The following is a 25,619-nucleotide window of genomic DNA, read 5'->3' as shown; positions in this document are numbered from 1 at the left end:
CAGCCTGCACTTTCAGGCAGCCTACTTCGCCCCCTTAAACCCGCGCTTCAAATGCACCATCAGCAAAGCCACTGCCGCAGGGGTTACGCCGGAAATTCGGCTGGCTTGTCCGACGGTTTCGGGTTTGTGCTGGTTGAGTTTTTGCTGCACTTCTGCCGATAAACCTTTGACTTTGCTGTAATCGATGTTTTCAGGTAGCCTCAAGGTTTCCAAATCGCGGCGGCTGTCGATTTCTTCGTTTTGGCGGTCGATATAGCCTTGGTATTTGACTTGGATTTCCACTTGTTCAATCACGTTTTCAGGCAGCCTGCACTCGGGTTCTGCGCCTTCGAGCGTCATCAGTGCGGCGTAGTCAAGGTTCGGGCGGCGCAGGAGGTCGTGCAGGTTGGCTTCGCGGCTGAGTTTTTGTCCGAACACGCGGATTTGTTCGTCTTCGGCGAGTTTTTGCGGCGTGTACCACATTGTTTTCAAACGTTGGATTTCGCGTTCGATGGCTTCGCGTTTTTCGTTGAACATGCGCCATTGCGCTTCACCCACCAAGCCGATTTTGTGGCCGTCTTCGGTCAGGCGCATGTCGGCGTTGTCTTCCCTGAGTTGCAGGCGGTATTCGGCGCGGCTGGTGAACATGCGGTAGGGTTCGTTCACGCCTTTGGTGATGAGGTCGTCCACCAATACGCCGAGATAGGCTTGTTCGCGGCGCAGCAGGAGCGGGTCTTGTTCGCGGATGTATTGCACGGCGTTTGCGCCTGCTAGCAGACCTTGTGCGGCGGCTTCTTCGTAGCCGGTCGTGCCGTTGATTTGTCCGGCGAAGAAGAGGCCTTGGATGGTTTTGGTTTCGAGGCTGGCTTTGAGGTTGCGCGGGTCGAAGTAGTCATATTCGATGGCGTAGCCGGGGCGCAGGATATGGGCGTTTTCAAGACCTTTCATGCTGCGCACGAGCGCGATTTGGATGTCGAACGGCAGGCTGGTGGAAATGCCGTTGGGGTAGTATTCGTTGGTGGTCAGGCCTTCGGGTTCGAGGAAAATCTGGTGGCTGTCTTTGTCGGCGAAGCGGTTGATTTTGTCTTCGATAGACGGGCAGTAGCGTGGGCCGACGCCTTCGATTTTGCCGGTGAACATGGGGCTGCGGTCGAAGCCTGAACGGATAATGTCGTGTGTTTTCAAATTGGTATGCGTAATCCAGCAGGACACTTGGCGCGGGTGCATATCGGCGTTGCCGCGCACGGAAAAGACGGGCACGGGCGTGTCGCCGGGCTGTTCGGTGAGCTGGGAGAAATCAATCGTGCGCCCGTCGATGCGCGGCGGCGTGCCGGTTTTCAGACGACCTTGCGGCAGGTTCAACTCGCGCAAACGGCCGCCGAGCGATTTGGCGGCGGGGTCGCCGGCACGACCGCCTTCGTAGTTTTCCAAACCAATGTGGATTTTGCCGGACAAAAACGTGCCGGCGGTCAGCACGACGGCGCGGGCTTTAAATTCCACGCCCATCGCGGTAATCACGCCGCTGATGCGGTCGCCGTCGAGCGTTACATCATCAACCGACTGCTGGAAGAGGTCGAGGTTTTCTTGGTTTTCCAGCATTTCGCGGATGGCGGCTTTGTACAAAATGCGGTCCGCCTGCGCGCGCGTGGCACGAACTGCCGCGCCTTTGCTGGCGTTCAGACGGCGGAACTGGATGCCGGATTTGTCGGTTGCCAACGCCATCGCGCCGCCGAGCGCATCGAGTTCGCGTACTAAATGGCCTTTGCCGATGCCGCCGATGGAGGGGTTGCACGACATTTGTCCGAGCGTTTCGATGTTGTGTGTGAGCAAAAGCGTCTGCGCGCCCATGCGCGCGGCGGCGAGCGCGGCTTCCGTGCCTGCGTGGCCGCCGCCGACGACGATGACGTCGTAGGTTTTGGGGTAGAGGATGGTGGGCATGATTGTGTGGGTAGTAAAAAATCAAGCGATTATACGCGGTTTTGCCGCCGGATGAGGCTACCTGAAAAACGGAAAAGGGTTTTGAACTTAGCAGAAACCCTGCCTTGGCTTCTCCCAAATATTGTTTTAGCTTTGTAGAAACTCGGCTTCCTCCGGAAATCTCGTTTTGGCGAAATTCGCTTTGCTCATTTTCAGGTAGCCTGTGCCGGGATAGAGGCTGCCTGAAAAAGTTGTGCGCTTGAAAAACGGCTTTCAGGTAGCCTTTCCGGTTTGCGGCGTAGGGCAAGAGGCGGGTTGAAAGTGTTACAATACGCGGTTTCTTTTTATTGAGTTTTCCGGCTTCATCATGTGCAAACACAACCACCCACACCCCACCCGCGACAACGACACCATCCGCATCCGCGGCGCGCGCACGCATAATTTGAAAAACGTCGATTTGGACATTCCGCGCCACAAGTTGGTGGTGGTCACGGGGCTGTCAGGCAGCGGCAAGTCGTCGCTGGCGTTTGACACGCTGTATGCCGAAGGGCAGCGGCGTTATGTTGAGAGCCTGTCCGCCTATGCGCGGCAGTTTTTGCAGATGATGGACAAACCCGACGTTGATTTGATTGAAGGCTTATCGCCCGCGATTTCTATCGAGCAGAAATCCACCAGCCACAACCCGCGTTCCACCGTCGGCACGGTAACGGAAATCCACGACTACCTGCGCCTTTTGTACGCCCGCGTCGGTACGCCGTATTGCCCCGAACACAATCTGCCGCTTTCGAGCCAGACCGTGTCGCAGATGGTCGATGCCGTCTTGACGCTGCCGGAAGACACGCGCGTGATGATTCTGGCGCCGGCGGTGCGCGAGCGTAAGGGCGAGTTTGTCGATTTCTTTGCCGACTTGCAGGCGCAGGGTTTTGCGCGGGTGCGCGTGGACGGCGAGGTCTATCAGTTGGACGAAGTGCCGAAGCTGGAAAAAAACATCAAGCACAATATCGACGTGGTCATCGACCGCGTGAAAGTGAAGGCGGACATCAAGCAGCGGCTGGCGGAAAGTTTTGAAACCGCGCTGCGCCACGGCAACGAGCGCGCATTGGCGATGGAAATGGACAGCGGCGAAGAGCATTGGTTTTCCGCGCGGTTTGCCTGCCCTGTGTGTTCGTACAGCCTGCCAGAATTGGAGCCGCGCCTGTTTTCGTTCAACAACCCGATGGGTTCCTGCCCGACTTGCGACGGCTTGGGTAACACCAATTTCTTCGACCCTGAAAAAGTAGTCGCCCACCCCGAATTGTCGCTGGCAACGGGCGCAATTGACGGCTGGGACAAGCGCAACCAGTTCTATTTCCAAATGATTCAGTCGCTGGCGCGGCATTACGGTTTCGACGTGCAGGCTGCTTGGGAAACGCTACCTGAAAAAGTTAAAAAAGTCGTGCTGCACGGCTCAGGCAAAGAAGTCATTGATTTCACTTACCTGTCCGAACGCGGCACTACCTTCAACCGCAGCCACGCCTTCGAAGGCATCATCCCCAATCTCGAACGCCGCTACCGTGAAACCGACAGCGAAACCGTGCGCGAAAAACTGCGCGAATACCAAAATCACCGCGCCTGCCCGAGCTGCGGCGGCGCACGTTTGCGCAAAGAAGCGCGCTACGTTTACGTCAGCGGCGAACCTTTGCACGAAGTCTCCGCCTGGCCGCTCACCAAAACCCACCAATTCTTTGAAACGCTGGATTTGGACGGCAACAAAAAACAAATCGCCGAAAAAATCCTCAAAGAAATTACCGAACGGCTCGGCTTCCTGATTAACGTCGGGCTGGATTACCTCAATCTCTCCCGCTCCGCCGAAACCCTCTCCGGCGGCGAAGCCCAGCGCATCCGCCTCGCCAGCCAAATTGGCAGCGGCCTGACTGGCGTGATGTACGTTTTGGACGAACCCTCCATCGGCCTGCACCAGCGCGACAATGACCGCCTGCTCGCCACCCTCAAACGCCTGCGCGATTTGGGCAACAGCGTGATTGTGGTAGAACACGACGAAGACGCCATCCGCGAAGCCGATTTCGTCGTCGATATGGGCCCCGGCGCAGGCGAACACGGCGGCAACGTACTGATTGCCGACACGCCCGAAAACGTCGCCAAATGCGAAAACTCCGTTACCGGACAATACCTCAGCGGCAAAAAATCCATTGCCGTGCCGTCTGAACGCACGCCCGTCAATCCCGAGCGGATGCTCGTCCTCAAAGGCGCGCGCGGCAACAACCTCAAAAACGTAACCCTCGAACTGCCGCTCGGTTTGATTACCTGCATCACCGGCGTATCCGGCAGCGGCAAGTCTACCCTGATTAACGACACCCTTGCCAAAATCACCGCCCGCGAACTCAACCGCGCCCAAGAAGAACCCGCCCCATACGACGACATCCGCGGCCTCGAACACCTCGACAAAGTCATCAACGTAGACCAATCCCCCATCGGCCGCACCCCGCGCTCCAACCCCGCCACCTACACCGGCCTGTTCACCCCCATCCGCGAACTCTTCGCCGGTGTACCCCTCTCCCGCGAACGCGGCTACAACGTCGGCAGATTCTCCTTCAACGTCAAAGGCGGCCGCTGCGAAGCCTGCCAAGGCGACGGCGTGATTAAAGTCGAAATGCACTTCCTGCCCGACGTGTACGTTCCCTGCGAAGTCTGCCACGGCAAACGCTACAACCGCGAAACGCTCGAAATCCAATACAAAGGCAAAAACATCAGCCAAGTCCTCGACATGACCGTCGAAGAAGCCCGCGAATTTTTCGACGCCGTCCCCACCGTATCGCGCAAACTGCAAACCCTGATGGACGTGGGCCTCGGCTACATCCGCCTCGGCCAGTCCGCCACCACCCTCTCCGGCGGCGAAGCCCAGCGCGTCAAACTCGCCTTGGAACTCTCCAAACGCGACACCGGCAGAACGCTCTACATCCTAGACGAACCCACCACCGGCCTGCACTTCGCCGACATCGCCCTGCTGCTGGAAGTCATAGGTCGTCTGAAAGGCAAAGGCAACTCGATTGTGATTATCGAGCATAACCTTGACGTGATTAAAACTGCGGACTGGATTGTGGATTTGGGGCCGGAGGGGGGCGATGGCGGGGGAAGGATTATTGCTGAAGGTAGCCCTGAGCAGGTGGCGAAGGTGAAGGGGAGTTATACTGGGAAGTATTTAAGAATAAATTTGTAAAAAAATATCAAAATGTACCCTACTATTGTAAAAGTGTACATAATAACGTCCTCTTTACAGAATAACTTTATAAATTAATTTCTTTCCAAGGGGAGTTTATGGAGATTAAGTTGACACTTTCTGATTGGCTTAGCATTGTAGGAACAGCAATTTCTTTATTAGGTTTTACTATTACTATTCTTCAACTGAAGAAAACTAAAAATGCAGCAGATGCTGCCCAAGTTGCTTCAAATGAAGCTAAGAATACTATGCAGCAGTTGGATACTATCGTTTCAATGCAAAAAATTAACGGTCAATTTGATGAACTAAAAACCGTTTTAAGGCACAATAATTTAGCTGTAGCCATTATTTACATAACTGACTTAAGGAAAAGTATTGCCTCATTAAAAGGAGCGCATTCAAATGATGCATCTTATTTTCAAAAACATTTAAATACTCTTACAACAATTCACTCGAAAATAGAAGATATAGATATCAAAACTGATCCTACAATTATACGAGAGATAATTTTACAAATTTCTGATATACAAGATTCTATATGTGAGCGTTCATCAAATAATATTTCCACCTTCCAGCAAGAAAAGGAGAATAAAAATGTCAATGCCTGAAGTTTATCAAAATTTAATTAATGCATTAGAAGATAAAACACTAAAAGCTCAGTTGAAATGGAATAACGGTGATGGAGAGGATTTTGATTCAATATATTCAAGTTTTATTGGGGAAGGAAATATTGTAAAAATTTGGTCTGGCGTAGATGAAACAGGAAGAGAATACGTATCTTTTTCCTTACATAATATTTTTGGTCATAGATTGGATTCTTGGTATGTTGATGAAGGAGAAAGAGGTTTCAATCAAATGAAAAATTTATATGATACCGCCAGAAGAAATGCTAACGGGGTACTTGAGACGTTACATAATTTAGAAAAAATACTTAGCAAACAGTAGTCTAACCCAACCGACCGCGTGCGTGGCTACGCCACACACCCTACCTGCGAATCACGCGAAATTTTAAAACCAACGCGTAGGGTGTGTGCGGTACGCACGCAGTTGCTTGATTGACGTTTTGCCGTTTTCAAATTTACTTTCGTTGAAGCTGCCACTTTTCAGACGGCCTCAAATACCAATACGGCCTATCCGTCAATCCCTAAACCATCCACCTAAAACAAACCAATGTGCAGGCTGCTTTTCAACTTCGTTGAAGCTTCGTTTTAGCTTCGCAGAAACTCCGTTTTCAGCAAGCTGCCATTCAAATATTCCATCAATAAAGGCTACCTGAAAACGAACGAAGTGAGTTTCTGCGAAGCTAAAAATATCCGACTCAATAAAGCCGAATATTTTTCAGGTAGCCTTTTCTTAACTTCGCGGCAGCCGCAGTTTCAAAAATCAGAAACCGCCGTTATCCGCCAAACAACGCCGCCTTGCCTTCCGCGCCGGAAACATCCAGCACTTCAATTCCTTCCCCGGCCAACACAGCCTGCGTCAGCATGGCCACGCCGCCGGAGGGGCCGATTTCCAAAATCCGCCGCACGCCCAGCGCGGCCATGCTGCGGCATTCGGCCACCCAGTCCACCGGATCCATCAGGATATTGTGCGCGATGCCGCGTGCCTGCTCTACGTCCAAACCGCAGGCGGCCGCCCATTCGGCTGTTTGCGCTACGGCGGGCAGCATGGCGGGGTGGTGGAAGCCGACTTCCACGTCCAGCCGCCACAGCAGGTTTTCGGGCGTTTGGCCGTTTTCGTCTTTCACCGTGTCCGACAACGTGCCGCACACGCGCGCCACCGATTCGGGCTTGCCGCTGACGACAAAACCGTCCGCGCTGTTCTGCAAACCGATACACGGGCGGTCGGCCGAATCCGCGGGGAATAGTTCGTCAATCACGGCGGCAAGCTGCCCGCGACTCACGCCCTGCACCATCACCATCGGATGCAAGCCGTTGTGCAGATACATGCCCGTTGTGTGCCCTTGCAGCGTGGCCGCCGCGCCAATCAATTCGGCCAAGGCCAGCAGTTCGGCGGCATGCTGCGGCTCGCGCATCAAATAACGCCCGAGTATGCCCTGCGAATGCCCGATAACGCCCGCCGCCTTGCCGCTGTCCAGCCCGCGCGCTTCCAGCGTGTGCAGATTGGCGATTTGCGACAGGAAAATGCCGGGCACGCTCACGGCGGCTCGCACCAAATCAATGCCGTCCGCGCCGTTTTCCGCCCATTTGATCGGCTCGAAACCCTGCGGGCGGGCGGCGGCAATCTGTCCGGCCACAGGCGCCAAGATTCGGGCGGCTTCGGCGGCCACTTCGTTTGCCCTGTCCCGCGCCCCGTCGGCCAAAGCCTCGCGCAAAGTGCTAATCCAATCAAAGCCCTGCCCGGAAAAGCAGAGGGCAAATGGTTCGTTATGCAGTTGTTCAAGCAGGCGGTTTTGTGTAGCCATGATGTTGCTCCCGTAAGTGATGGATTTCAGACGACCTGTGCCGTCCGCAAGATGCCAATCAATGCTGGCGGATGAACTGCTTACGATAACTATACGGGCTGCTGTGATAATGGGTGCTGTGTTAGGTCAAACATCGGGCTGTTTGTAGAGCAGGGAAAAGGAGATGGCTGGGAAATAAAGATGGGGAAAAGGCTACCTGAAAAATATTCGCCTTCATTGAAGCAACCATTTTTCAGGTAGCCTTTGATTGATTTAGCGTACAAGCTATTGCAAATTAAGCCTGCACGACCCTTTACCCCTGCAACGGCAGCTTGCGCCCCACCAGCCACACCAGGCCGAGCACCGGCAGGCCTAAGAGCGCGGTGAAGAGGAAAAAGCCGTCGTAGCCGATTTGGTTCACGATGCTGCCGGAGTAGCCGCCCAGCGTTTTGGGCAGGAGCGTCATCAGCGAGCTGAACAGGGCGTATTGCACGGCGGTAAACCGGATGCTGGTGAGCGAGGAGAGGAAGGCCACGAACACGGCGCTGGCCAGGCCGCCCGCCAGATTGTCGAAGGCCACGGCCAAATAGAGGAAGGGCAGGTTGTGCCCCTGCCAAAACAGCAGGATGAACAGCAAATTGGTGACTGAAGCCAGCACGGCGCCGAGCATCATCATGCGCATCACGGCAAACCGCTGCGCCAAGAGGCCGCCGAAAAAGCCGCCGGCAATCGACATCAGCACGCCGAAGGTTTTCACTGCGCCGGCAATCTCGTCTTTGCTGAAGCCCATATCGGCATAAAACACATTGGCGATCACCCCGGCCACGATATCCGAAATGCGGTATAGCCCGATTAAGGCCAACAGCAGCGCGGCATGGCGGCCGTAGCGCTGGAAAAAGTCGGCCAGCGGCAACACCCAGGTTTGCCGCACCACTTCGCCGCGCACCAGCCCCAGCAACACCAGCAGCCGACCCGTCAGCACCGCCGCCATCAGTGCTGCCGAAAGCCGCGCACCTTCCCACAACAGGGAAAGCAGCGGCCCTTGGCTTTCAGGTAGCCACCCGCCAACCCAGCGGAACACCAGCACAAAGGCCGCCACCGCGCACACAAACAAGCCCACCAGCCGCGCATTGTCGCCCAGCGCCAAGCCGGCCGGCCGCTCGCGTTTTACCGCAGGCTCGGCCACCCACAGCGTGGTGAGCACGCCGGCGCCCATGGTGGCTGCCATCAGCCAATAAGTGTTGCGCCAGGCGGCATACAGATAATGCCCCTTTTCCGAGCCGAAGCCGCTGGCCAGCCACAACGCGCCCGCCCCGGCCACAATCATGCCCACGCGGTAGCCCGCCGTATAAGTGGCCGACATCACCGACTGCATCGCCGCATCGCCCGGCGCGCTTTCGATGCGGTAGGCATCGATCACCACATCTTGCGTGGCTGAAGAAAAGCCGAGCAACACCGCCGCTGCCGCCATCCACGGCAACACCGCCGCATTGGCCGGATTGAGCGCGGCCATCGCCAAAATCGCGGCGATAATCAGCCCCTGCGCCAGCAGCAGCCAGCCGCGTCGCTGCCCGAAACGGCGCGTGAGCCACGGCAGCGGCAGCGCATCGATTAAGGGCGCCCAGATGAATTTGAAGGAATAGCCCAATGCCGCCCAGCTGAACATAGTCACCGTGGCGCGGTCGACGCCGGCTTCGGTGAGCCACAGCGAGAGGCTGGAGAAAATCAGCAAAATCGGAATCCCCGCCGCAAAACCAAGCAACAGCATGGCGATGGCACGGCGGTCAGTATAGCCCGCCCACGCGCGCCGCTGCGGCGTTTGTCCGTCGGCATGGGAAGAATCGGCTGGGCGTTGGCTGGATGAAGTCATGGTGCTGCTCCGCTGCGGGGTAAAACTGGAAAACGCGGCATTATAGCGCGTTTGCCGAAACGGCAAGGTTAAGCCACATTCGGGATGGATGCCCTCCCCCTGTTCAGCATATCCCAAACAGCGAAATCAAAAGGATGGAACTGCGATGTTCAACCAAGCCCGGCTGGCCGCAGCATAGCGGATTCAATACGGCATTGGCTCGCCCTGCCCCATTTTGATTTTCATCCGCTATCACCTCGCCCCGACACCACCGGCAAACAAAATAAAGGCTACCTGAAAACTGGAAAACCGTTTTTCAGGTAGCCTTTTCTTGCTTTCTTGCTAGCTCGGGCCAAACCGCTTATTCCTGCTCCCCGCCCTGCCCGTCTTCCGCCTCCGGCGCGTCTGCGGCGGGATTATCCGCCTCCATCGCTTCTTTCAGGTAGCGGTAGAGCGCGCGAAAGTGTTTGGGCGGCTTGGCCTGCTCGCGTTCCTTGCGCGTGTTGCGGATCAGGGTGCGCAACTGGCCGGCTTCGGCAGCGGGGTAATCGCGCAGGAAGTCGGTGAGCGCATCGTCGTTTTCCAACAGGGTTTCGCGCATCTGTTCCACACGCTGCAAGAACGCGTTGTAGGCAGCGTGGCTGCCCTGCAGTTTGTCGAGAAACTCGCGGATCGGTTCCGGATCGAGATCGCGCATCAGGCGGCCGATGTATTGCGTTTGCCGTTTGAGCGCGCCGTTGCTGTTGATTTTTTTATACATGGCAATGGCTTCGCGCAATTCCTCGGGCAATTCGATTTTCTTCAAGGTATCGCCGGAAAGGCGGGCAAGCTGCATGCCCAAATCCTGCAAATCGTGCATTTCTTTTTTGCGGCGGGTTTTGCTCACCCATTCCTGCTGGTCGTCTGGCTGCTGTTGCATAGCGGTTTCCATAGAAAAAGTTGGCGGCATTTTAGCAAAGTTTGCGCACGGCGGCTTTCAGGTAGCCTGAGTTTAAGTAGGAAGGCTACCTGAAAATAGTTATAGCAAATCAACTTAACTCCAAATACGGCGTTGGCTTGCCTTGTATCGAAAGTGCATTGATTTGCTATATTACGATATATGGCATAATCCGTCTTTTGCCTTTTCAGGTAGCCTCCGGCCTCAACCATGGATTATCTAAAACATATATCCGCCCTCTATCAGCTCAATTTCCCCTGCTGCTTGCCCGAAGCCAAAATCACCGCTGCCGAACAACGCCTAGGCATCCGCTTTCCTGCCGTCTTGCGCAAATATCTGCTTACATTAGGCGGCAGCGAAGCGGTTAATCAATCGTTTAATCGATTGTTGCTATTAGAAAAGATAGATTTTGACGGCGATTATCTGGTGCTGATGGAAGAAAACCAAGGCGTGTTTCTGTGCGGCATTGCCAGAGCCGATTTGGCGCAAGACAACCCGCCTGTCCATATCGGCTTTTATACCGGTGAAACCGAAAGCTACGAATGGCAGCCGCACCTGCCCGACACCAGTGCCCTACTGCTAGAATTGGCTTGCACCAACGCCACCATGGGCGGTCTACGCTACTGCGCCAACATCATGGACGAGGAATCAATAGATGCCCAAGCCGCACGGTTTATCCAACAAAACCACACCGAAATCATAGAACTTCGCCAAGAGAATCAACGTTTCTACACCGACGGCTTTCAGAAATCATCCTGCTTTGCTTCGCCGAAAATGGCAACGCAAGCGGCGTATTTATCGGCACCGCCGACCAAGACCGCTTTGACACACTGCTCGAACTGTTTGGCTGGGGCAATTGGCTCTACACTTCTTATGACGAAGAATATGATGAGGAATAAGCTGGCGACATCGCCGCTTGACCCATCTGAAATCCTGCTGTTTTGATTCAGATACAAGCCACAACAATCCGATTTTCTTACGCACTTGTTGCCTATCTTCTCGACATTCCTCTACACAAGCGAACAAATTGAAATCACCACTTTTAATACAATACATTGAAATTTTCATGGGAAATAACTAATGAACATCACCCAAATCCTCTCCCAAGAACTCTCCGCCACCGTCGCGCAAATCACCGCTGCCGTCGAGCTTTTGGACGACGGCGCGACCGTGCCGTTTATCGCCCGCTACCGCAAGGAAGCCACGGGCGGGCTGGACGATACGCAGTTGCGCCAGCTTGCCGAGCGGCTGCAATACCTGCGCGAGTTGGAAGAGCGCAAAGCCGTTGTTTTAAAAAGCATTGAAGAGCAAGGCAAGCTTTCAGACGACCTCAGGGCGCAAATCGAAGCCGCCGACAACAAAACCGCGCTGGAAGACCTGTATCTGCCCTACAAGCCCAAACGCCGTACCAAGGCGCAAATCGCGTGCGAACACGGTTTGCAGCCGCTGGCGGACGTGTTGCTTGCCGAGCAGCCGCAGGACGTGGAAGCCGCCGCGCAAGGCTACCTGAACGAAAACGTCCCCGACGCCAAAGCCGCGCTGGACGGCGCGCGCGCGATTCTGATGGAGCAGTTTGCCGAAGACGCGGAACTCATCGGCACGCTGCGCGACAAGCTGTGGAACGAAGCCGAAATCCACGCGCAAGTCGTTGAAGGCAAAGAAACCGAAGGCGAAAAATTCAGCGATTATTTCGACCACCGCGAACCTGTCCGCGCCATGCCCAGCCATCGCGCGCTGGCGGTTTTGCGCGGCCGCAACGAAGGCGTGTTGAACATCGCGCTCAAATACCAGCCCGACGACACGCCGATTACCCAGCAAAGCGAATACGAGCAAATCATCGCCCGCTGTTTCAAGGTTTCAGACGACTACAAATGGCTGCGCGACACCGTGCGCCTGACTTGGCGCGCGAAAATCTTTTTGTCGCTGGAACTTGAAGCCCTAAATCGTTTGAAAGAAGCCGCCGACACCGACGCGATTACCGTGTTCGCCCGTAATCTCAAAGACTTGCTGCTCGCCGCGCCCGCCGGACGACTGACCACGCTGGGCCTCGACCCCGGCTACCGCAACGGCGTGAAATGCGTCGTGGTGGACGACACGGGCAAGCTGCTGGATACCGTAATTGTCTATTTACATCAAGAAAACAATATGTTGGCAACGCTGTCGCGCCTGATTAAACAGCACGGCGTGAAGCTCATCGCCATCGGCAACGGCACTGCCAGCCGCGAAACCGACAAAATCGCGGGCGAACTGGTGCGCGGAATGCCCGAAAGCAGCCTGCACAAAATCGTCGTGTCCGAAGCCGGCGCGTCGATTTATTCCGCGTCCGAACTGGCGGCGCGCGAATTCCCCGACTTGGACGTTTCCCTGCGCGGCGCGGTGTCCATCGCCCGCAGGCTGCAAGACCCGCTTGCCGAGTTGGTCAAAATCGACCCCAAATCCATCGGCGTGGGGCAGTATCAGCACGACGTGAACCAAAGCCAGCTCGCCAAATCGCTGGACGCAGTGGTCGAAGACTGCGTGAACGCCGTCGGCGTGGACGTAAACACCGCCTCCGCCCCGCTCTTGGCGCGGATTTCCGGTTTGAATCAAACCCTTGCCCAAAACATCGTCGCCTACCGCGATGAAAACGGCGCATTCGACAGCCGCAAAAAATTGCTGAAAGTACCGCGTTTGGGCGAAAAAACCTTCGAGCAGGCGGCAGGCTTTTTGCGGATTAACGGCGGCAAAGAGCCGCTGGACGCGAGCGCCGTCCACCCCGAAGCCTATCCTGTCGTTGCCAAAATGCTGGCGCAACAAGGCATTACCGCCGCCGAACTCATCGGCAACCGCGAGCGCGTGAAGCAAATCAAAGCATCCGACTTCACCGACGAACGCTTCGGCCTGCCGACCATTTTGGACATCCTGTCCGAGCTGGAAAAACCCGGCCGCGACCCGCGCGGCGAGTTTCAGACGGCCTCATTCGCCGAAGGCATCCACGAAATCAGCGACTTGCAAGTCGGCATGATACTCGAAGGCGTGGTCTCCAACGTCGCCAACTTCGGCGCGTTCGTGGACATCGGCGTCCATCAGGACGGCTTGGTGCACATCTCCGCCCTGTCCAATAAGTTCGTCCAAGACCCGCGCGAAGTGGTGAAAGCCGGCGACGTGGTGAAAGTGAAAGTGCTGGAAGTCGATGCCGCCAGAAAACGGATTGCGCTGACCATGCGCTTGGATGACGAGGCGGGCGCGGAGAAGCACGGCAAAAGGCTACCTGAAACCGAAAAACGCGGCGCAAACAGCCGCTCCGGCAAGCCGCCGCGCGAAAAGCAGCCTGCAAATTCGGCGATGGCGGATGCGCTGGCGAAGTTGAAAAGATAAACAGGAGAGAGGCATGAGCAAAACCCCTTCCGCCATTCCCGCCCGCCTGATCGGCAACGGCGACAAACCCATCGACCAAGCAGAAAAGCAGCCTGCACCTTTGGCACTCTCCAACGAACTGGCCGACCGGCTCAGCATCCATTTGGAGAATTGCGGCTTTTTTATGGCGGACGGCATCGCCATGAAGCCGACCTTTGAAGGCGAATGCCTGATACTGGCCGATTTGTCCGATACCATTCTGAAAGACGGCAAAATCTACTGCCTGGAAATCGGCGCACATCGCTGGGTGCGGCGCGTGCAGGTATTGTTGGACAAAATCATCCTGATGGCGGACAACCCCGACTACGCCGATATGGAAATCTCGGGCGAAGACCTGAACCGCCTGAACGTGCTCGGCCGCGTGCGCGGCGTGTGGCGGACGTTTCCGTAAAGCAGCCTGCACACCATCCGTTTGAGTAAAATACCGAACATTCCGTATAACGAGCACATCATGCATTCCTTCATCGCTTATCTCAACTTAGCCATTTCGCTATTCGGGCTTTGGGCAACGGTGAGCCGCATAGGGGACGCGCTCCATTTCCTGAACAAATTTGCAGGATATGACAACAGTAGCGGGGTAACGATTGGCGCATACGAGACCTTTGCAAAATTCCCCAAAATCCCCTAAATTTCCACCCAAGACATTTAGGGGATTTCTCATGAGCACCTTCTTCCAGCAAACCGCACAAGCCATGATTGCCAAACACATCGACCGCTTCCCACTATTGAAGTTGGATCAAGTGATTGATTGGCAACCGATCGAACAGTACCTGAATCGTCAAAGAACCCGTTACCTTCGAGACCACCGCGGCCGTCCCGCCTATTCCCTGTTATCCATGTTCAAAGCCGTCCTGCTCGGACAATGGCACAGCCTCTCCGATCCCGAACTCGAACACAGCCTCATCACCCGCATCGATTTCAACCTATTTTGCCGTTTTGACGAGTTGAGCATCCCCGATTACAGCACCTTATGCCGCTACCGCAACTGGCTGGCGCAAGACGACACCCTGTCCGAATTGCTGGAACTGATTAACCGCCAACTGACCGAAAAAAACCTAAAAGTAGAGAAAGCATCCGCCGCCGTCATTGACGCCACCATTATTCAGACCGCCGGCAGCAAACAGCGTCAGGCCATAGAAGTCGATGAAGAAGGACAAGTCAGCGGCCAAACCACACCGAGTAAAGATAAAGATGCCCGTTGGACAAAGAAAAACGGCCTCTACAAACTCGGTTACAAACAACATACCCGCACCGATGAGGAAGGCTATATCGAGAAACTGCACATCACCCCCGCCAATACCCATGAGTGCAACCACCTGTTGCCTTTGCTGGAAGGAATAGCCAAAGACACAACCGTCTATGCCGATAAAGGCTACGACAGTGCGGAAAACCGGCAACATCTGGAAGAGCGTCGACTGCAGGATGGCATTATGCGCAAAGCCCACCGCAACCGCCCGCTGACGGAAGCGCAAACCAAACGCAACCGATATTTGTCGAAGACCCGTTATGTGGTCGAACAAAGCTTCGGTACGCTGCACCGTAAATTCCGCTACGCGCGGGCAGCCTATTTCGGACTGATTAAAGTGAGTGCGCAAAGCCATCTGAAGGCGATGTGTTTGAGCCTGTTGAAAGCGGCTAACAGGCTAAGTGTGCCTGTTGCCGCCTAAAAGGCGGCCCGGATGCCTGATTATCGGGTATCCGGGGAGGATTAAGGGGGTATTTGGGTAAAACAGGAGGTATTGGGGGAGGGAAACAGCCGAAAACCTGTGTTTGGGTTCTGGCTGTCGGGGGAAGGGCTTTTTTGCAAAGGTCTCCACATCACCTTGATGGCTCTGAACGTCATCATTGCCGGCAGCCTGACGTCCGTATTTTTCCTGTGCCGCACCCGGAAAAACCGAGCCGTTCATGCGGCAACGTTGGCGGCATATATCGCTACTGTGATATTGATAGATATCTCTTTATATTTAAACCTGTTTGTATTTACCGATATCCGATAACAGCCAAGCGGCAGACTGAATGTGCAGGCTGCTTTTTCAGGTAGCCTGCAAAGCCAACGGCCAGTATTTTTTATTTTTTGAAAGAAAGAGAAAACATGACCTATCTCGAACTCACGCTGTATGCGCTGCAACAGTTGGCACACCCCGCCAGCGCATCCGAAATTTGGGGATTTATCGAACAAAACCGGCTGTACGCCGAACTGGATAGCTACAACCCTGAACAAGGCCTGCCGTCCATCGGCAAAACGCCGTGGGACACCGTCGGCGCGGTGTTGTATGTAGAAGCGAAAAAGCCCGACGGCAAAATCACGGCGCAGGGCAGCCGCCCCAAGCTGTTCTCCCTGCGGCAGGCATTTTCAGGTAGCCTGAAAGCTTTGCCGCTGCCCGAAAACACCGATGTCCTGCCACCCACTATCCAAACGAAAAGAGCCCGATTCCACGAGCGCGACCTGCATCCGCTGCTGTGCAAGTTTCTGGCAGAACATCCCGTTTTTGCCGCACAGTCGCGCACCATATTCCACGAAAAAAGCGGCAAAAGCCAAAAAGGCGCGGATAAATGGCTCTATCCCGATATGGTGGGCGTACAATTCGAATATGCCGATTACGAACATGGCAGCCTGCAAGCCTGGATGCGGAAGTTTGACCGCCTGCCGATTAAGATTTTCTCGTTCGAGATAAAAAAATAGGGGCTGTACTAGATTAGCAGATATGTTACCCTCGAAATATGAAGATAACACACTGCAAATTAAGGAAGAAAGTACAGAAAGAACTGCTCCGCTTTTTTGTACTCGAAGTTACCGCCCGTTCTGCCGCCGATATTTTGGGTATCCATCCCAATTCGGCAGCCCTGTTCTACCGCAAAATCCGTATGGTCATCAGCCATCATTTGGCCTTGGCTGCCGATGAGGTTTTCGAGGGGCCCGTCGAGTTGGACGAAAGCTATTTCGGCGGACGGCGTAAAGGCAGACGTGGTCGCGGTGCGGCAGGCAAAGTGGTTGTCTTCGGCATTCTGAAACGCAACGGACGGGTCTATACTGTTGTGGTGGATAATGCCAAGTCCGATACTTTGATGCCTGTGATCAAACAAAAAATTATGCCGGATAGTATTGTTTACACGGATAGTCTGAGCAGCTACGACAAGTTGGACATAAGCGGTTTTAGCCATCACCGCATCAACCATTCCAAGGAATTTGCAGACCGCCAGAACCACATTAACGGCATTGAGAATTTTTGGAATCAGGCAAAACGCGTCTTACGCAAGTACAACGGAATCGATCGCAAATCTTTCCCGCTGTTCTTGAAAGAATGCGAATTTCGATTTAACTTCGGCACACCATCCCGGCAGCTTAAAATCTTGCGGGAGTGGTGTGGAATTTAGGGCTAATCTAGTACAGCCCCAAAAAATATTTGGATTTCGGCAATTATAAAGAATACTTTTTCCAAGCAGTCAGCAATTCCAGCTGGGCGAACGAAGGCTATTTGGTAGCATTGTCCGTGCCGCAGGACGGCGAGTTCCGCGAAGCCTTACAGAAACTCAGCCAAAGTTTCGGCATCGGCATCATTTTGCTGGACGCGGCCAACCTCAGCCAAAGCGAAATCCTGTCACCCGCACAGTATAAAAAGCAAATGGATTATGCGGTGATGTATGAATTGGCCGAAAAAAACCGCGATTTTTCCCAGTTCCTCACAACCATCACCGAATACGACCACAAGAACCCTCACCGTTATTTGAGCGAGTTTGACGAAGTGCTGGATGATGACGCTATGGCAAAATATCTGGTCACAAAAGGGATTTTATCGGATGGGAAAGATGGAACTATCTAGCGGTGCAGAATCACACATTCTGTGAAGGCGGATACATTGGCGAAGTTGAAGCGGTAAAGCGGGTATCAAAAAGAGCTGCAGAGCAATTTGTGGCTCTTTTTTCACAGCTGATTCAGGATGTGCAAATAAAAGGTTCCATTAGGAATTGAGGCCGTGCCTGCAATTTAATTGCAGCGATTTGGCCAAGCAGCCGCAGGCTACCTGAAACCCACAAACCAACCTTGGCGAAACCCCCGCTTCGTGCCACAATCCATGCCGTCCCCACCCTCAAAGCCGCCCCATCATGACTCCGATTCTCGCCTTCGATATCGAAACCGTTCCCGATGCCAACGGTATCCGCCTGCTACACGGCCTGCCGGCCGATACGCCCGATGCCGACGTGGTGGCTTGGGCGCAGCAGCAGCGCCGCGCCACGCACAACGGCAGCGATTTCATGCCCTATCATTTGCAGCAGGTGGTGGCCATTTCCTGCTGTATGCGCTGGGGTAGCGATAAAATCCATGTGGGCACCATCGGTGAAATCGGTGACAGCGAAGAAACCATTATCGCCAAATTTTTTGAGCTGATCGAAAATCATACGCCGCAGCTGGTGAGCTGGAACGGCGGCGGCTTCGACCTACCCGTGCTGCACTACCGCGCCCTGATTCACGGCCTCTCCGCCGCCCGCTATTGGGACACCGGCGAGGGCGATTTCGGCGACAGCCGCGACTTCAAGTGGAACAACTACATCAACCGCTACCACAACCGCCATTGCGACCTGATGGACCTGCTTGCCCTCTACCAGCCCCGCGCCAGCGTGCCTTTAGACGACATGGCCAAGCTGTGCGGCTTCCCCGGCAAGCTGGGCATGGACGGCAGCAAAGTGTGGCAGGCCTTCCACGAAGGCCGCCTGCGCGAAATCCGCAACTACTGCGAAACCGACGCCGCCAACACCTACCTCATGTTCCAACGCTTCCGCCTGATGAGCGGCGCAGCCGATGCCGATGAATACGAAATGGAAATCAGGCGGCTCAAAGGCTACCTGAAAACTCAAGAAGACAAAGTGCATTGGCAGGAATTCCTGGCCGCATGGCGTTGAAATACAAACCAAAAGGCTACCTGAAATTTCAGGTAGCCTTTAGTCAGATGATTTCGCATAAATCCAAATAGTCCGGCAATTCATGTCCGGCAAAACCACAAACCGCCCCCATACTTCTCGTCCAACACATGGATTTCCTCTTTGAACTTCTGCTCCGTCTCGTCTTCCTCCCCATAGAGGTGCTGTTTGAGTGGATACTGGAAAACACATTCAGCCGATACCCGAAGCTCGCCTTCGGGCTCATCTGCCTGTTTACGCCGCTGTGCCTTGCCCTAAGCCGGTGGCACTTCGGCACACTGGTTTGGTATATCTGGCTGCTAGCCCCGATAGCGGCTATGTTGCTGGCTCTGCCCATTATCTGCTTGTGGCATGCCATCAATTATGTGCGGTTGCGGCACACTCCGCCTATCGCTACCCCGAAAACTGGCAAACGGCGGAAACGCTGAACCCAACCGGTGCTGTGTCTGCTTAGAACAACAGCAGATGGCTTTCAAGAGGCTACCTGAAAACGTAGCTTCAGCAAAATGGGATGATGCCTGAGCCGGCGAAGGCTGAGTTCTGACCAAGCTAAAGTTTCAGGTAGCCTTGTTCGTATTCTCGGATCAATCCCTTCTGCCCGTATCATCTTTCAGGTAGCCTGCCCAAGCCCGCCGCCGTAATCTGCTAAAATCTGCCTGTTTCTATTTCCCTCGCAAGGATTTCCCCATGACCGACCGCAACGAACAACTCTTCACCCGCGCCAAAGCCGTGATTCCCGGCGGCGTGAATTCGCCTGTGCGCGCCTTCGGCAGCGTGGGCGGTGTACCGCGCTTTATCAAAAGGGCCGAGGGCGCTTTTGTGTGGGACGAAAACGGCAAACGCTATATCGATTATGTCGGCTCGTGGGGGCCCGCTATCGTGGGGCACGCGCATCCGGAAGTGTTGGAAGCAGTACGCGAAGCGGCTTTAGGCGGGCTGTCGTTCGGCGCACCCACTGAAGCCGAAATCGTAATTGCCGAAGAAATCTGCCGCTTGGTGCCCAGTGTAGAGCGGCTGCGGCTGGTAAGCTCCGGCACCGAGGCCACCATGTCGGCTATCCGTTTGGCACGCGGCTACACAGGGCGCGACCAAATCGTGAAATTCGAAGGCTGCTACCACGGCCATTCCGACAGCCTGCTCGTGAAAGCCGGCAGCGGGCTGCTCACCTTCGGCCACCCTTCCTCCGCCGGCGTGCCCGCCGATTTCACCAAACATACTTTAGTGTTGGAATACAATAATGTAGCCCAGCTGGAAGAAACCTTCGCCCAAGCCGGCAACCAAATCGCCTGTGTGATTTTGGAGCCGTTTGCCGGCAATATGAACCTGGTACGCCCAACGCGCGAATTCATCCGTGCCCTGCGCGAGCTGACAACCAAACACGGCGCGGTGTTGATTTACGACGAAGTGATGACCGGCTTCCGCGTGGCGCTTGGCGGCGCACAGTCGCTACACGGCATCACGCCCGATTTAACCACCATGGGCAAGGTCATCGGCGGCGGTATGCCGCTGGCGGCCTTTGGCGGTAAGCGTGAAATCATGGACTGCATCTCGCCATTGGGCGGCGTGTATCAGGCCGGCACGCTCTCGGGCAATCCCGTGGCCGTGGCGGCAGGCTTGAAAACACTGGAAATCATCCAGCACCCGGGCTTCTACGAAAACCTTACCGCACGCACCGAACAGCTGGTGCACGGGCTGAAACAAGCAGCAGCGCAAACCGGCATCGCCTTCACCGCCGACAGCGTGGGCGGCATGTTTGGCCTGTATTTTTCAGGTAGCCTGCCGCAGAACTATGCCGATATGGCCGCCTCCAATATCGAAGCCTTCAAAACCTTCTTCCACGGCATGCTCGACCGCGGCGTGGCCTTCGGCCCCTCAGCCTACGAAGCGGCATTTGTGTCGGCAGCACACACGGAAGAACTGGTGGCGGAAACCGTGGCAATCGCAGCAGATGTGTTGGAACACATGGCTTCTTGATCTGTACGCGGTTTAAAGGCTACCTGAAACGAAACGCTGCGTTGAAGCTTATGTTTTCAGGTAGCCTTTAAAACATCCTATGTTCAGCCGCTGCTATAATGCGGCATCTTTCCAACCTATATCGAAGCAAAACCATGGAAAATCCCGTTCCAATTAAAAAAGCCGTCTTTCCCGTGGCCGGGATGGGCACGCGCTTTCTGCCCGCCACCAAGGCCAGCCCCAAAGAAATGCTGCCGATTGTGGATAAGCCGCTGATTCAATACGCAGTGGAAGAGGCCGTGGCCGCCGGCTGCACCGAATTGGTGTTCGTTACCGGCCGCAACAAACGCAGCATCGAAGACCATTTCGACAAAGCCTACGAGCTGGAAACCGAGCTGGAGCAGCGCCACAAAACCGCGCTGCTCTCGCATGTGCGCGATATTTTGCCGCCCGACGTTACCTGCCTGTATATCCGCCAGGCCGAGGCCTTGGGCTTGGGGCATGCCGTGCTGTGTGCCCGCGCGGCGGTGGGCAACGAGCCTTTTGCCGTGATTCTGGCCGACGATTTAATCGACGCGCCGCAGGGCGCGATTGCGCAGATGGCCGAGGTGTACCGCCAAACCGGCAACAGCGTGCTGGGCGTGGAAACCGTAGCGCCTTCGCAAACCGGCTCCTACGGCATCGTGGAAGTATCGCCGTGGCAGCAATATCAGCGCATTCAAAGCATTGTGGAAAAACCGAAGCCGGAAGAAGCGCCGTCCAACCTGGCTGTGGTGGGGCGCTACATCCTCACGCCGCGCATTTTCTCCCTGCTGCAAACTGTAGGGCGTGGCGCGGGCGGCGAAATCCAGCTCACCGACGGCATCGCCAAGCTGTTGGAACACGAACCGGTGCTGGCACACGCTTTTGCGGGCAAACGCTACGACTGCGGCAGCAAACTGGGCTACCTGGAAGCCACGCTGGCCTACGGGCTGAAACACCCGGAAACGGCGGAAGCGTTCCGCACGTTATTGCAGGAATACAGTCAGGCAAAAGTGTAGCAATCCGCTCATTCTGTATCTCAGGCTACCTGAAGCGCTGCTTTCAGGTAGCCTGTTTTTGCATGCAGCACAAATTGGTTTGGTATAATTGCGCCGTTTGTTCGGCTGCAGCATGAATTGCTGCGGCTGCCGTATTCAACATTTTGTTTGTAAAGATTTTCATCATGGCCGGTTCTTCTGCCTCGCTGCGTTTGAAAAGCGTCAACTTCCTCGGTATGGCCTTGTTGTTCGGCGTGTCCTGCTATTTCATCTATTGGGGGCTGGGCTATATACAACACCACCATTCCGCGCTGTTTATTCTCGCGGCGCTGTTCGGCATCTTTATGGCGTTCAACATCGGCGGCAACGATGTGGCCAACTCCTTCGGCACTTCAGTTGGCGCCGGTACGCTGAGCATCCCGCAAGCGCTGGCTGTGGCAGCAGTGTTTGAAGTGAGCGGCGCAATGCTGGCCGGCGGCGGCGTAACCGACACCATCCGCAACGGCATTGTGGATTTGGGCAGCATGTCGCTGGAGCCGGTGCAGTTTGTCTACATCATGATGGCCGCGTTGGCCGCCGCCTCGCTGTGGCTGCTGTTTGCTTCGCAAAAAGGCCTGCCGGTATCCACCACGCATTCCATCATCGGCGGCATCGTGGGCGCAGCAATGGTTTTGGGCTTTTACAACAGCGGGTTGGCTGGCTTGAACATGGTTCGCTGGGAAAAAATCGGCGAAATCGCCATTTCCTGGGTGCTCTCGCCGCTCTTGGGCGGGGTCACTTCCTATTTGGTGTTTAAAAACATCAAAACCTATATTCTGGGCTACAACGTGGCCTCCAGCCGCCATGTGCAACGCCTGCGCAAGCAGAAATTGGCCTACAAAAAAGAACACAAAACCCGCTTCGAGCAGATGAGCGAATTGCAGCAGATGGCCTACACCGCCACCATCGTGCACGATGCCCAGCTTTACAACGAAGGTAACTACCAGCCCGAAGAGCTGGCGTCCGACTACTATCGCGGCCTGCACGAAATCGACTGCCGCAAAGACGAAATCAATGCCTTCCGTGCCCTGCGCCTATGGGTGCCGCTGGCTGGCGCAGTGGGCGGCATGGTGATGGCCGCGATGCTGCTGTTTAAAGGCCTGAAACACCTCAACTTAGGCCTGAGCACACTGGATAACCTGTTAATCGTCGGCATGGTGGGCGCGGTATTGTGGATGGGCACATTTGCCTACGCCCGCACCCTGAAAACCGGCGCCAACCTCGACCGTGCCACCTTCATCATGTTCAGCTGGCTGCAAGTATTCACCGCCTGCTGTTTCGCCTTCAGCCACGGCTCAAACGACATCGCTAACGCCATCGGCCCGTTTGCCGCCATCATGGACGTGCTACGCAGCGGCACCATCGGCAGCAGCGGCGACATTCCGCCGATTACCATGCTCACCTTCGGCGTGTCGCTGGTGGTGGGGCTGTGGTTTATCGGTCGGGAAGTGATTGCCACCGTGGGTGAAAACCTAGCCAAAATGCACCCCTCTTCCGGCTTCGTGGCCGAGCTATCCGCCGCCACCGTTGTGATGCTGGCCTCCGCGCTGGGGCTGCCTGTATCCAGCACCCACATCCTCGTGGGCGCCGTGCTCGGCATCGGGTTGGTAAACCGCAACGCCAACTGGCGACTGATGAAGCCAATCGCCCTAGCTTGGGTGATTACCGTGCCGGCCGCCGGCCTGCTGGCTTCGATTTGCTTTATTGTGCTGAACGCGGTGTTTTAGCGAAAAGGCTACCTGAAAAGATCCTAGCATGTTTCAGGTAGTCTGCTGCTCGTACGACCCAACTGTGAAAAGGCTACCTGAAAACCATTGCTCAGGTAGCCTTTCTCTTATGCAGCCAAACTACGGCGCAAGCCGCTCTTTAATCCACTTATCGCCCTCCAGGCGGTATTGGATGCGGTCGTGCAGGCGGCTGGGGCGGCCTTGCCAGAATTCCACCCGGTCGGGAATCAGCAGATAACCGCCCCAGTGTGGCGGGCGCGGTACGTGCAGGGGGTGTTTCACCGCTTCGGCCGCTGCACGTGCCACGATGATGCTTTTGCCGGCAATCACGCTGCTCTGCTCGCTAGCCCACGCGCCCAAACGGCTGGTGTAGGGGCGGCTGGCGAAATATTCGTCTGAAGATTTGGCGTCCAGTTTTTCCACCCGCCCTTCGGCGCGCACCTGCCGCTCCAGCTCCGGCCAGAAAAAGGTGAGCGCGGCAAATGGATGTGCCGCCAGCGCGCGGCCTTTGCGGCTTTGATAGTTGGAGAAAAACACAAAGCCCCGGTCGTTTACCTCTTTCAACAGCAGGATACGGCTATTGGGCCGGCCGGCTTCGTCCACCGTGGCCACGCTCATGGCGGTGGGCTCTTTGGCGGCGGAATGAATAGCTTCGTTCAGCCACTTTTCAAACTGCGGCAGCGGCGTATTGGTGCAATCGGCCTTGGAAAGCTCCTGTTTGCTGTAGTCTTCGCGGATATTGTGCAAATCCATCGGTTTCTCCTTTCTCAAATTGCTAACTGATAAATACTATCATCTTGAAGTTATTAAAAGATTTTATTCACCATCCGGTGCGGTTTGGCTATAATAGCGCAGTTTCGGTTTTTGGGATAATCCGCCATGCAGCTTACCGCCATCGGCTTGAACCACCAAACCGCTCCGTTAAGCATACGTGAGCGGTTGGCTTTTGCTGCCGCCGCGCTGCCTGAAGCATTGCGTGAGCTTGTGGGCAGCCGCACGGCTGAAGAAGCCGTGATTTTGTCCACCTGCAACCGCACCGAACTCTATTGCGTGGGCGAACCGGACGATATTGTGCGCTGGCTGGCCAACTACCGCAAGATTCCCAACAGCACGCTGGAACCCTACCTCTACCGCTACCAAACCGAAGCAGCCGTGCGCCATGCCTTCCGCGTATCTTGCGGGCTCGACAGCATGGTACTGGGCGAGCCGCAGATTCTCGGTCAAATCAAAAACGCCGTGCGTGTGGCGCAGGAGCAGCAAACGGTAGCTTCCACCCTGCATGCCCTGTTTCAAAAAACCTTCGCCATTGCCAAAGAAGTGCGCACCAGCACGGCAGTGGGCGAAAATTCGGTGAGCATGGCCGCCGCCGCAGTGAAAATGGCCGCCCGCATTTTTCCTGATATCGGTGAATTGAATATTTTATTCGTGGGCGCGGGAGAGATGATTGAATTGGTGGCCACCCATTTCGCCGCCAAATCGCCGCGCGGCATCACCGTGGCTAACCGCACCGCCGAGCGCGCGCAGGAATTGTGCAATAAATTGGCTGCTCCCGCCGCCGCCTGCCCGTTGAGCGAACTGCCGCAGCGGTTGCATCAATACGACGTGATTGTGTCCTCCACCGCCAGCCAGCTGCCGATTATCGGCAAAGGCATGGTGGAACGCGCCCTGCGCGAACGCCGCCACCGCCCCGTTTTCCTGCTCGATTTAGCCGTGCCGCGCGATATCGAAGCCGAAGTGGCCGATTTGGGCGATGCCTATCTTTATACGGTAGACGACATGATGCAGGTAGTGAGCAGCGGCCAGGCCGCCCGGCAGCGTGCTGCCGCCGAAGCCGAGCAGATGGTGGATAGCAAAGTGGCTGAATTCATGAGCTGGCAGCGCCGCCGCCAAAGCGTGCCGCTGATCCGCTCCCTACGTGATGAAGGCGAACGCGCCCGCCAACAAGTGCTCGACAACGCCACCCGCCTGCTGGCCAAAGGCGTGCCCGCTGAAGAAGTGCTCGAGCGGCTTTCGGTACAGCTCACCAACAAACTCCTGCACGCCCCCACCAGCGCGCTTTCCAAAGTAGACAATCAAACCGCCCACCTCACCGAGGCCTTGGTGCAGGTGTACAGCTTGGATAAGCTGCGTTCTTAAAGGCTTGGTTGCCAGTTAGAAGAGGCTACCTGAAAAACTTCAGGTAGCCTCTTTACATATGCAAAACCATCGCATTTTCAGGCAAGCTCCCACACGCATTGCCCGCAAATCCACTATACTACGACTCTC

Annotated in this window: 24 protein-coding genes; 18 read left to right on the top strand and 6 right to left on the bottom strand. The window is 55.5% G+C overall.

The annotated features are described in order from the left end of the window. Positions 1-21 precede the first annotated feature (21 nt). Positions 22-1,917, bottom strand: a complete 1,896-nt coding sequence (gene mnmG / locus CKV94_RS05100) for a tRNA uridine-5-carboxymethylaminomethyl(34) synthesis enzyme MnmG (protein WP_003824517.1) — start codon at positions 1,915-1,917, stop codon at positions 22-24. Between the two features lie 346 nt (positions 1,918-2,263). Here mnmG and uvrA point away from each other — a divergent pair, with 346 nt between their 5' ends. The 3 genes from uvrA (at position 2,264) to CKV94_RS11135 (ending at position 6,058) form a co-directional block, all read left to right on the top strand. After that, positions 2,264-5,113 carry an excinuclease ABC subunit UvrA gene (uvrA, locus tag CKV94_RS05095; protein ID WP_003824515.1) on the top strand — a complete coding sequence of 950 codons (2,850 nt, stop codon included), beginning with the start codon at positions 2,264-2,266 and terminating at the stop codon, positions 5,111-5,113. Between the two features lie 98 nt (positions 5,114-5,211). Further along, positions 5,212-5,721, top strand: coding sequence for a hypothetical protein (locus CKV94_RS05090; protein WP_003824514.1), 510 nt, complete (start codon positions 5,212-5,214; stop codon positions 5,719-5,721). Beyond that, positions 5,708-6,058, top strand: coding sequence for a hypothetical protein (locus CKV94_RS11135; protein ID WP_155114522.1), 351 nt, complete (start codon positions 5,708-5,710; stop codon positions 6,056-6,058). The genes CKV94_RS05090 and CKV94_RS11135 overlap by 14 nt, the downstream gene beginning before the upstream one ends. A gap of 451 nt (positions 6,059-6,509) precedes the next feature. Here CKV94_RS11135 and CKV94_RS05085 read toward each other — a convergent pair whose 3' ends face one another. Next, the gene (locus tag CKV94_RS05085) at positions 6,510-7,538 is read right to left on the bottom strand and encodes an ACP S-malonyltransferase (protein WP_003824511.1); all 1,029 of its coding nucleotides are present in this window, start codon (positions 7,536-7,538) and stop codon (positions 6,510-6,512) included. A 292-nt stretch (positions 7,539-7,830) separates the two neighbouring features. Continuing rightward, complete coding sequence (locus CKV94_RS05080; protein ID WP_155114521.1) at positions 7,831-9,387, bottom strand: AmpG family muropeptide MFS transporter; 1,557 nt, start codon at positions 9,385-9,387, stop codon at positions 7,831-7,833. A gap of 84 nt (positions 9,388-9,471) precedes the next feature. On the opposite strand from CKV94_RS05080, the gene CKV94_RS11130 reads away from it, so the two are divergent. Next, positions 9,472-9,690, top strand: coding sequence for a hypothetical protein (locus tag CKV94_RS11130; protein ID WP_003824507.1), 219 nt, complete (start codon positions 9,472-9,474; stop codon positions 9,688-9,690). Positions 9,691-9,727: 37 nt separating this feature from the next. Here the strand turns inward: CKV94_RS11130 and yjgA are convergent, their stop codons facing one another. Then, positions 9,728-10,285, bottom strand: a complete 558-nt coding sequence (gene yjgA, locus CKV94_RS05075) for a ribosome biogenesis factor YjgA (protein WP_023887506.1) — start codon at positions 10,283-10,285, stop codon at positions 9,728-9,730. Between the two features lie 228 nt (positions 10,286-10,513). Between yjgA and CKV94_RS05070 the strand changes: the two genes are divergently transcribed. From CKV94_RS05070 to galU, 12 genes are all read left to right on the top strand, one after another. Further along, positions 10,514-11,248, top strand: coding sequence for an SMI1/KNR4 family protein (locus CKV94_RS05070; protein ID WP_003824504.1), 735 nt, complete (start codon positions 10,514-10,516; stop codon positions 11,246-11,248). Positions 11,249-11,383: 135 nt separating this feature from the next. Then, positions 11,384-13,660 (top strand): Tex family protein, encoded by a 2,277-nt coding sequence (locus CKV94_RS05065; RefSeq protein WP_003824503.1) that lies wholly within the window; start codon positions 11,384-11,386, stop codon positions 13,658-13,660. A gap of 13 nt (positions 13,661-13,673) precedes the next feature. Further along, on the top strand, positions 13,674-14,090 hold the full coding sequence (locus CKV94_RS05060) for a S24 family peptidase (RefSeq protein ID WP_003824502.1): 417 nt from the start codon (positions 13,674-13,676) through the stop codon (positions 14,088-14,090). Positions 14,091-14,150: 60 nt separating this feature from the next. Continuing rightward, the gene (locus CKV94_RS11125) at positions 14,151-14,327 is read left to right on the top strand and encodes a hypothetical protein (RefSeq protein ID WP_157727251.1); all 177 of its coding nucleotides are present in this window, start codon (positions 14,151-14,153) and stop codon (positions 14,325-14,327) included. Positions 14,328-14,358: 31 nt separating this feature from the next. After that, positions 14,359-15,366 carry an IS5 family transposase gene (locus CKV94_RS05055; RefSeq protein ID WP_095114606.1) on the top strand — a complete coding sequence of 336 codons (1,008 nt, stop codon included), beginning with the start codon at positions 14,359-14,361 and terminating at the stop codon, positions 15,364-15,366. Positions 15,367-15,791: 425 nt separating this feature from the next. Next, positions 15,792-16,382 carry a hypothetical protein gene (locus CKV94_RS05045; protein WP_003824498.1) on the top strand — a complete coding sequence of 197 codons (591 nt, stop codon included), beginning with the start codon at positions 15,792-15,794 and terminating at the stop codon, positions 16,380-16,382. Between the two features lie 38 nt (positions 16,383-16,420). Further along, complete coding sequence (locus tag CKV94_RS05040; protein ID WP_157727250.1) at positions 16,421-17,074, top strand: IS1595 family transposase; 654 nt, start codon at positions 16,421-16,423, stop codon at positions 17,072-17,074. 29 nt (positions 17,075-17,103) lie between these two features. Continuing rightward, entirely contained in the window at positions 17,104-17,520 is a 417-nt protein-coding gene (locus CKV94_RS05035) for a hypothetical protein (RefSeq protein WP_095114605.1), read from the top strand. 283 nt (positions 17,521-17,803) lie between these two features. After that, positions 17,804-18,598, top strand: coding sequence for a 3'-5' exonuclease (locus CKV94_RS05030; protein ID WP_003824494.1), 795 nt, complete (start codon positions 17,804-17,806; stop codon positions 18,596-18,598). 128 nt (positions 18,599-18,726) lie between these two features. Continuing rightward, a complete protein-coding gene (locus CKV94_RS05025) occupies positions 18,727-19,044 on the top strand; it encodes a hypothetical protein (RefSeq protein WP_003824493.1) in 318 nt (105 codons plus the stop codon). 259 nt (positions 19,045-19,303) lie between these two features. After that, positions 19,304-20,590: a glutamate-1-semialdehyde 2,1-aminomutase gene (gene hemL, locus CKV94_RS05020; protein WP_003824491.1), complete on the top strand. Its 1,287-nt coding sequence runs from the start codon at positions 19,304-19,306 to the stop codon at positions 20,588-20,590. 134 nt (positions 20,591-20,724) lie between these two features. Beyond that, complete coding sequence (gene galU, locus CKV94_RS05015) at positions 20,725-21,609, top strand: UTP--glucose-1-phosphate uridylyltransferase GalU (RefSeq protein ID WP_003824490.1); 885 nt, start codon at positions 20,725-20,727, stop codon at positions 21,607-21,609. A gap of 43 nt (positions 21,610-21,652) precedes the next feature. Here galU and CKV94_RS11525 read toward each other — a convergent pair whose 3' ends face one another. Then, on the bottom strand, positions 21,653-21,775 hold the full coding sequence (locus CKV94_RS11525; RefSeq protein WP_003824489.1) for a hypothetical protein: 123 nt from the start codon (positions 21,773-21,775) through the stop codon (positions 21,653-21,655). On the opposite strand from CKV94_RS11525, the gene CKV94_RS05010 reads away from it, so the two are divergent. Next, the gene (locus tag CKV94_RS05010) at positions 21,774-23,354 is read left to right on the top strand and encodes an inorganic phosphate transporter (protein ID WP_003824488.1); all 1,581 of its coding nucleotides are present in this window, start codon (positions 21,774-21,776) and stop codon (positions 23,352-23,354) included. The genes CKV94_RS11525 and CKV94_RS05010 overlap by 2 nt on opposite strands. 120 nt (positions 23,355-23,474) lie before the next feature. Here CKV94_RS05010 and pdxH read toward each other — a convergent pair whose 3' ends face one another. Continuing rightward, on the bottom strand, positions 23,475-24,107 hold the full coding sequence (gene pdxH, locus CKV94_RS05005; RefSeq protein WP_003824487.1) for a pyridoxamine 5'-phosphate oxidase: 633 nt from the start codon (positions 24,105-24,107) through the stop codon (positions 23,475-23,477). Positions 24,108-24,233: 126 nt separating this feature from the next. Here pdxH and hemA point away from each other — a divergent pair, with 126 nt between their 5' ends. Next, on the top strand, positions 24,234-25,490 hold the full coding sequence (gene hemA, locus CKV94_RS05000; RefSeq protein WP_003824485.1) for a glutamyl-tRNA reductase: 1,257 nt from the start codon (positions 24,234-24,236) through the stop codon (positions 25,488-25,490). The last annotated feature ends 129 nt before the right edge of the window (positions 25,491-25,619 follow it).

Origin of the sequence: Eikenella corrodens (genome assembly GCF_900187105.1) — a bacterium.
In the GTDB taxonomy this organism is placed as follows: Bacteria; Pseudomonadota; Gammaproteobacteria; order Burkholderiales; family Neisseriaceae; genus Eikenella; species Eikenella corrodens.
Note: the sequence above shows the minus strand (reverse complement) of the source record. Positions and strands in the feature narration are given on the sequence as shown.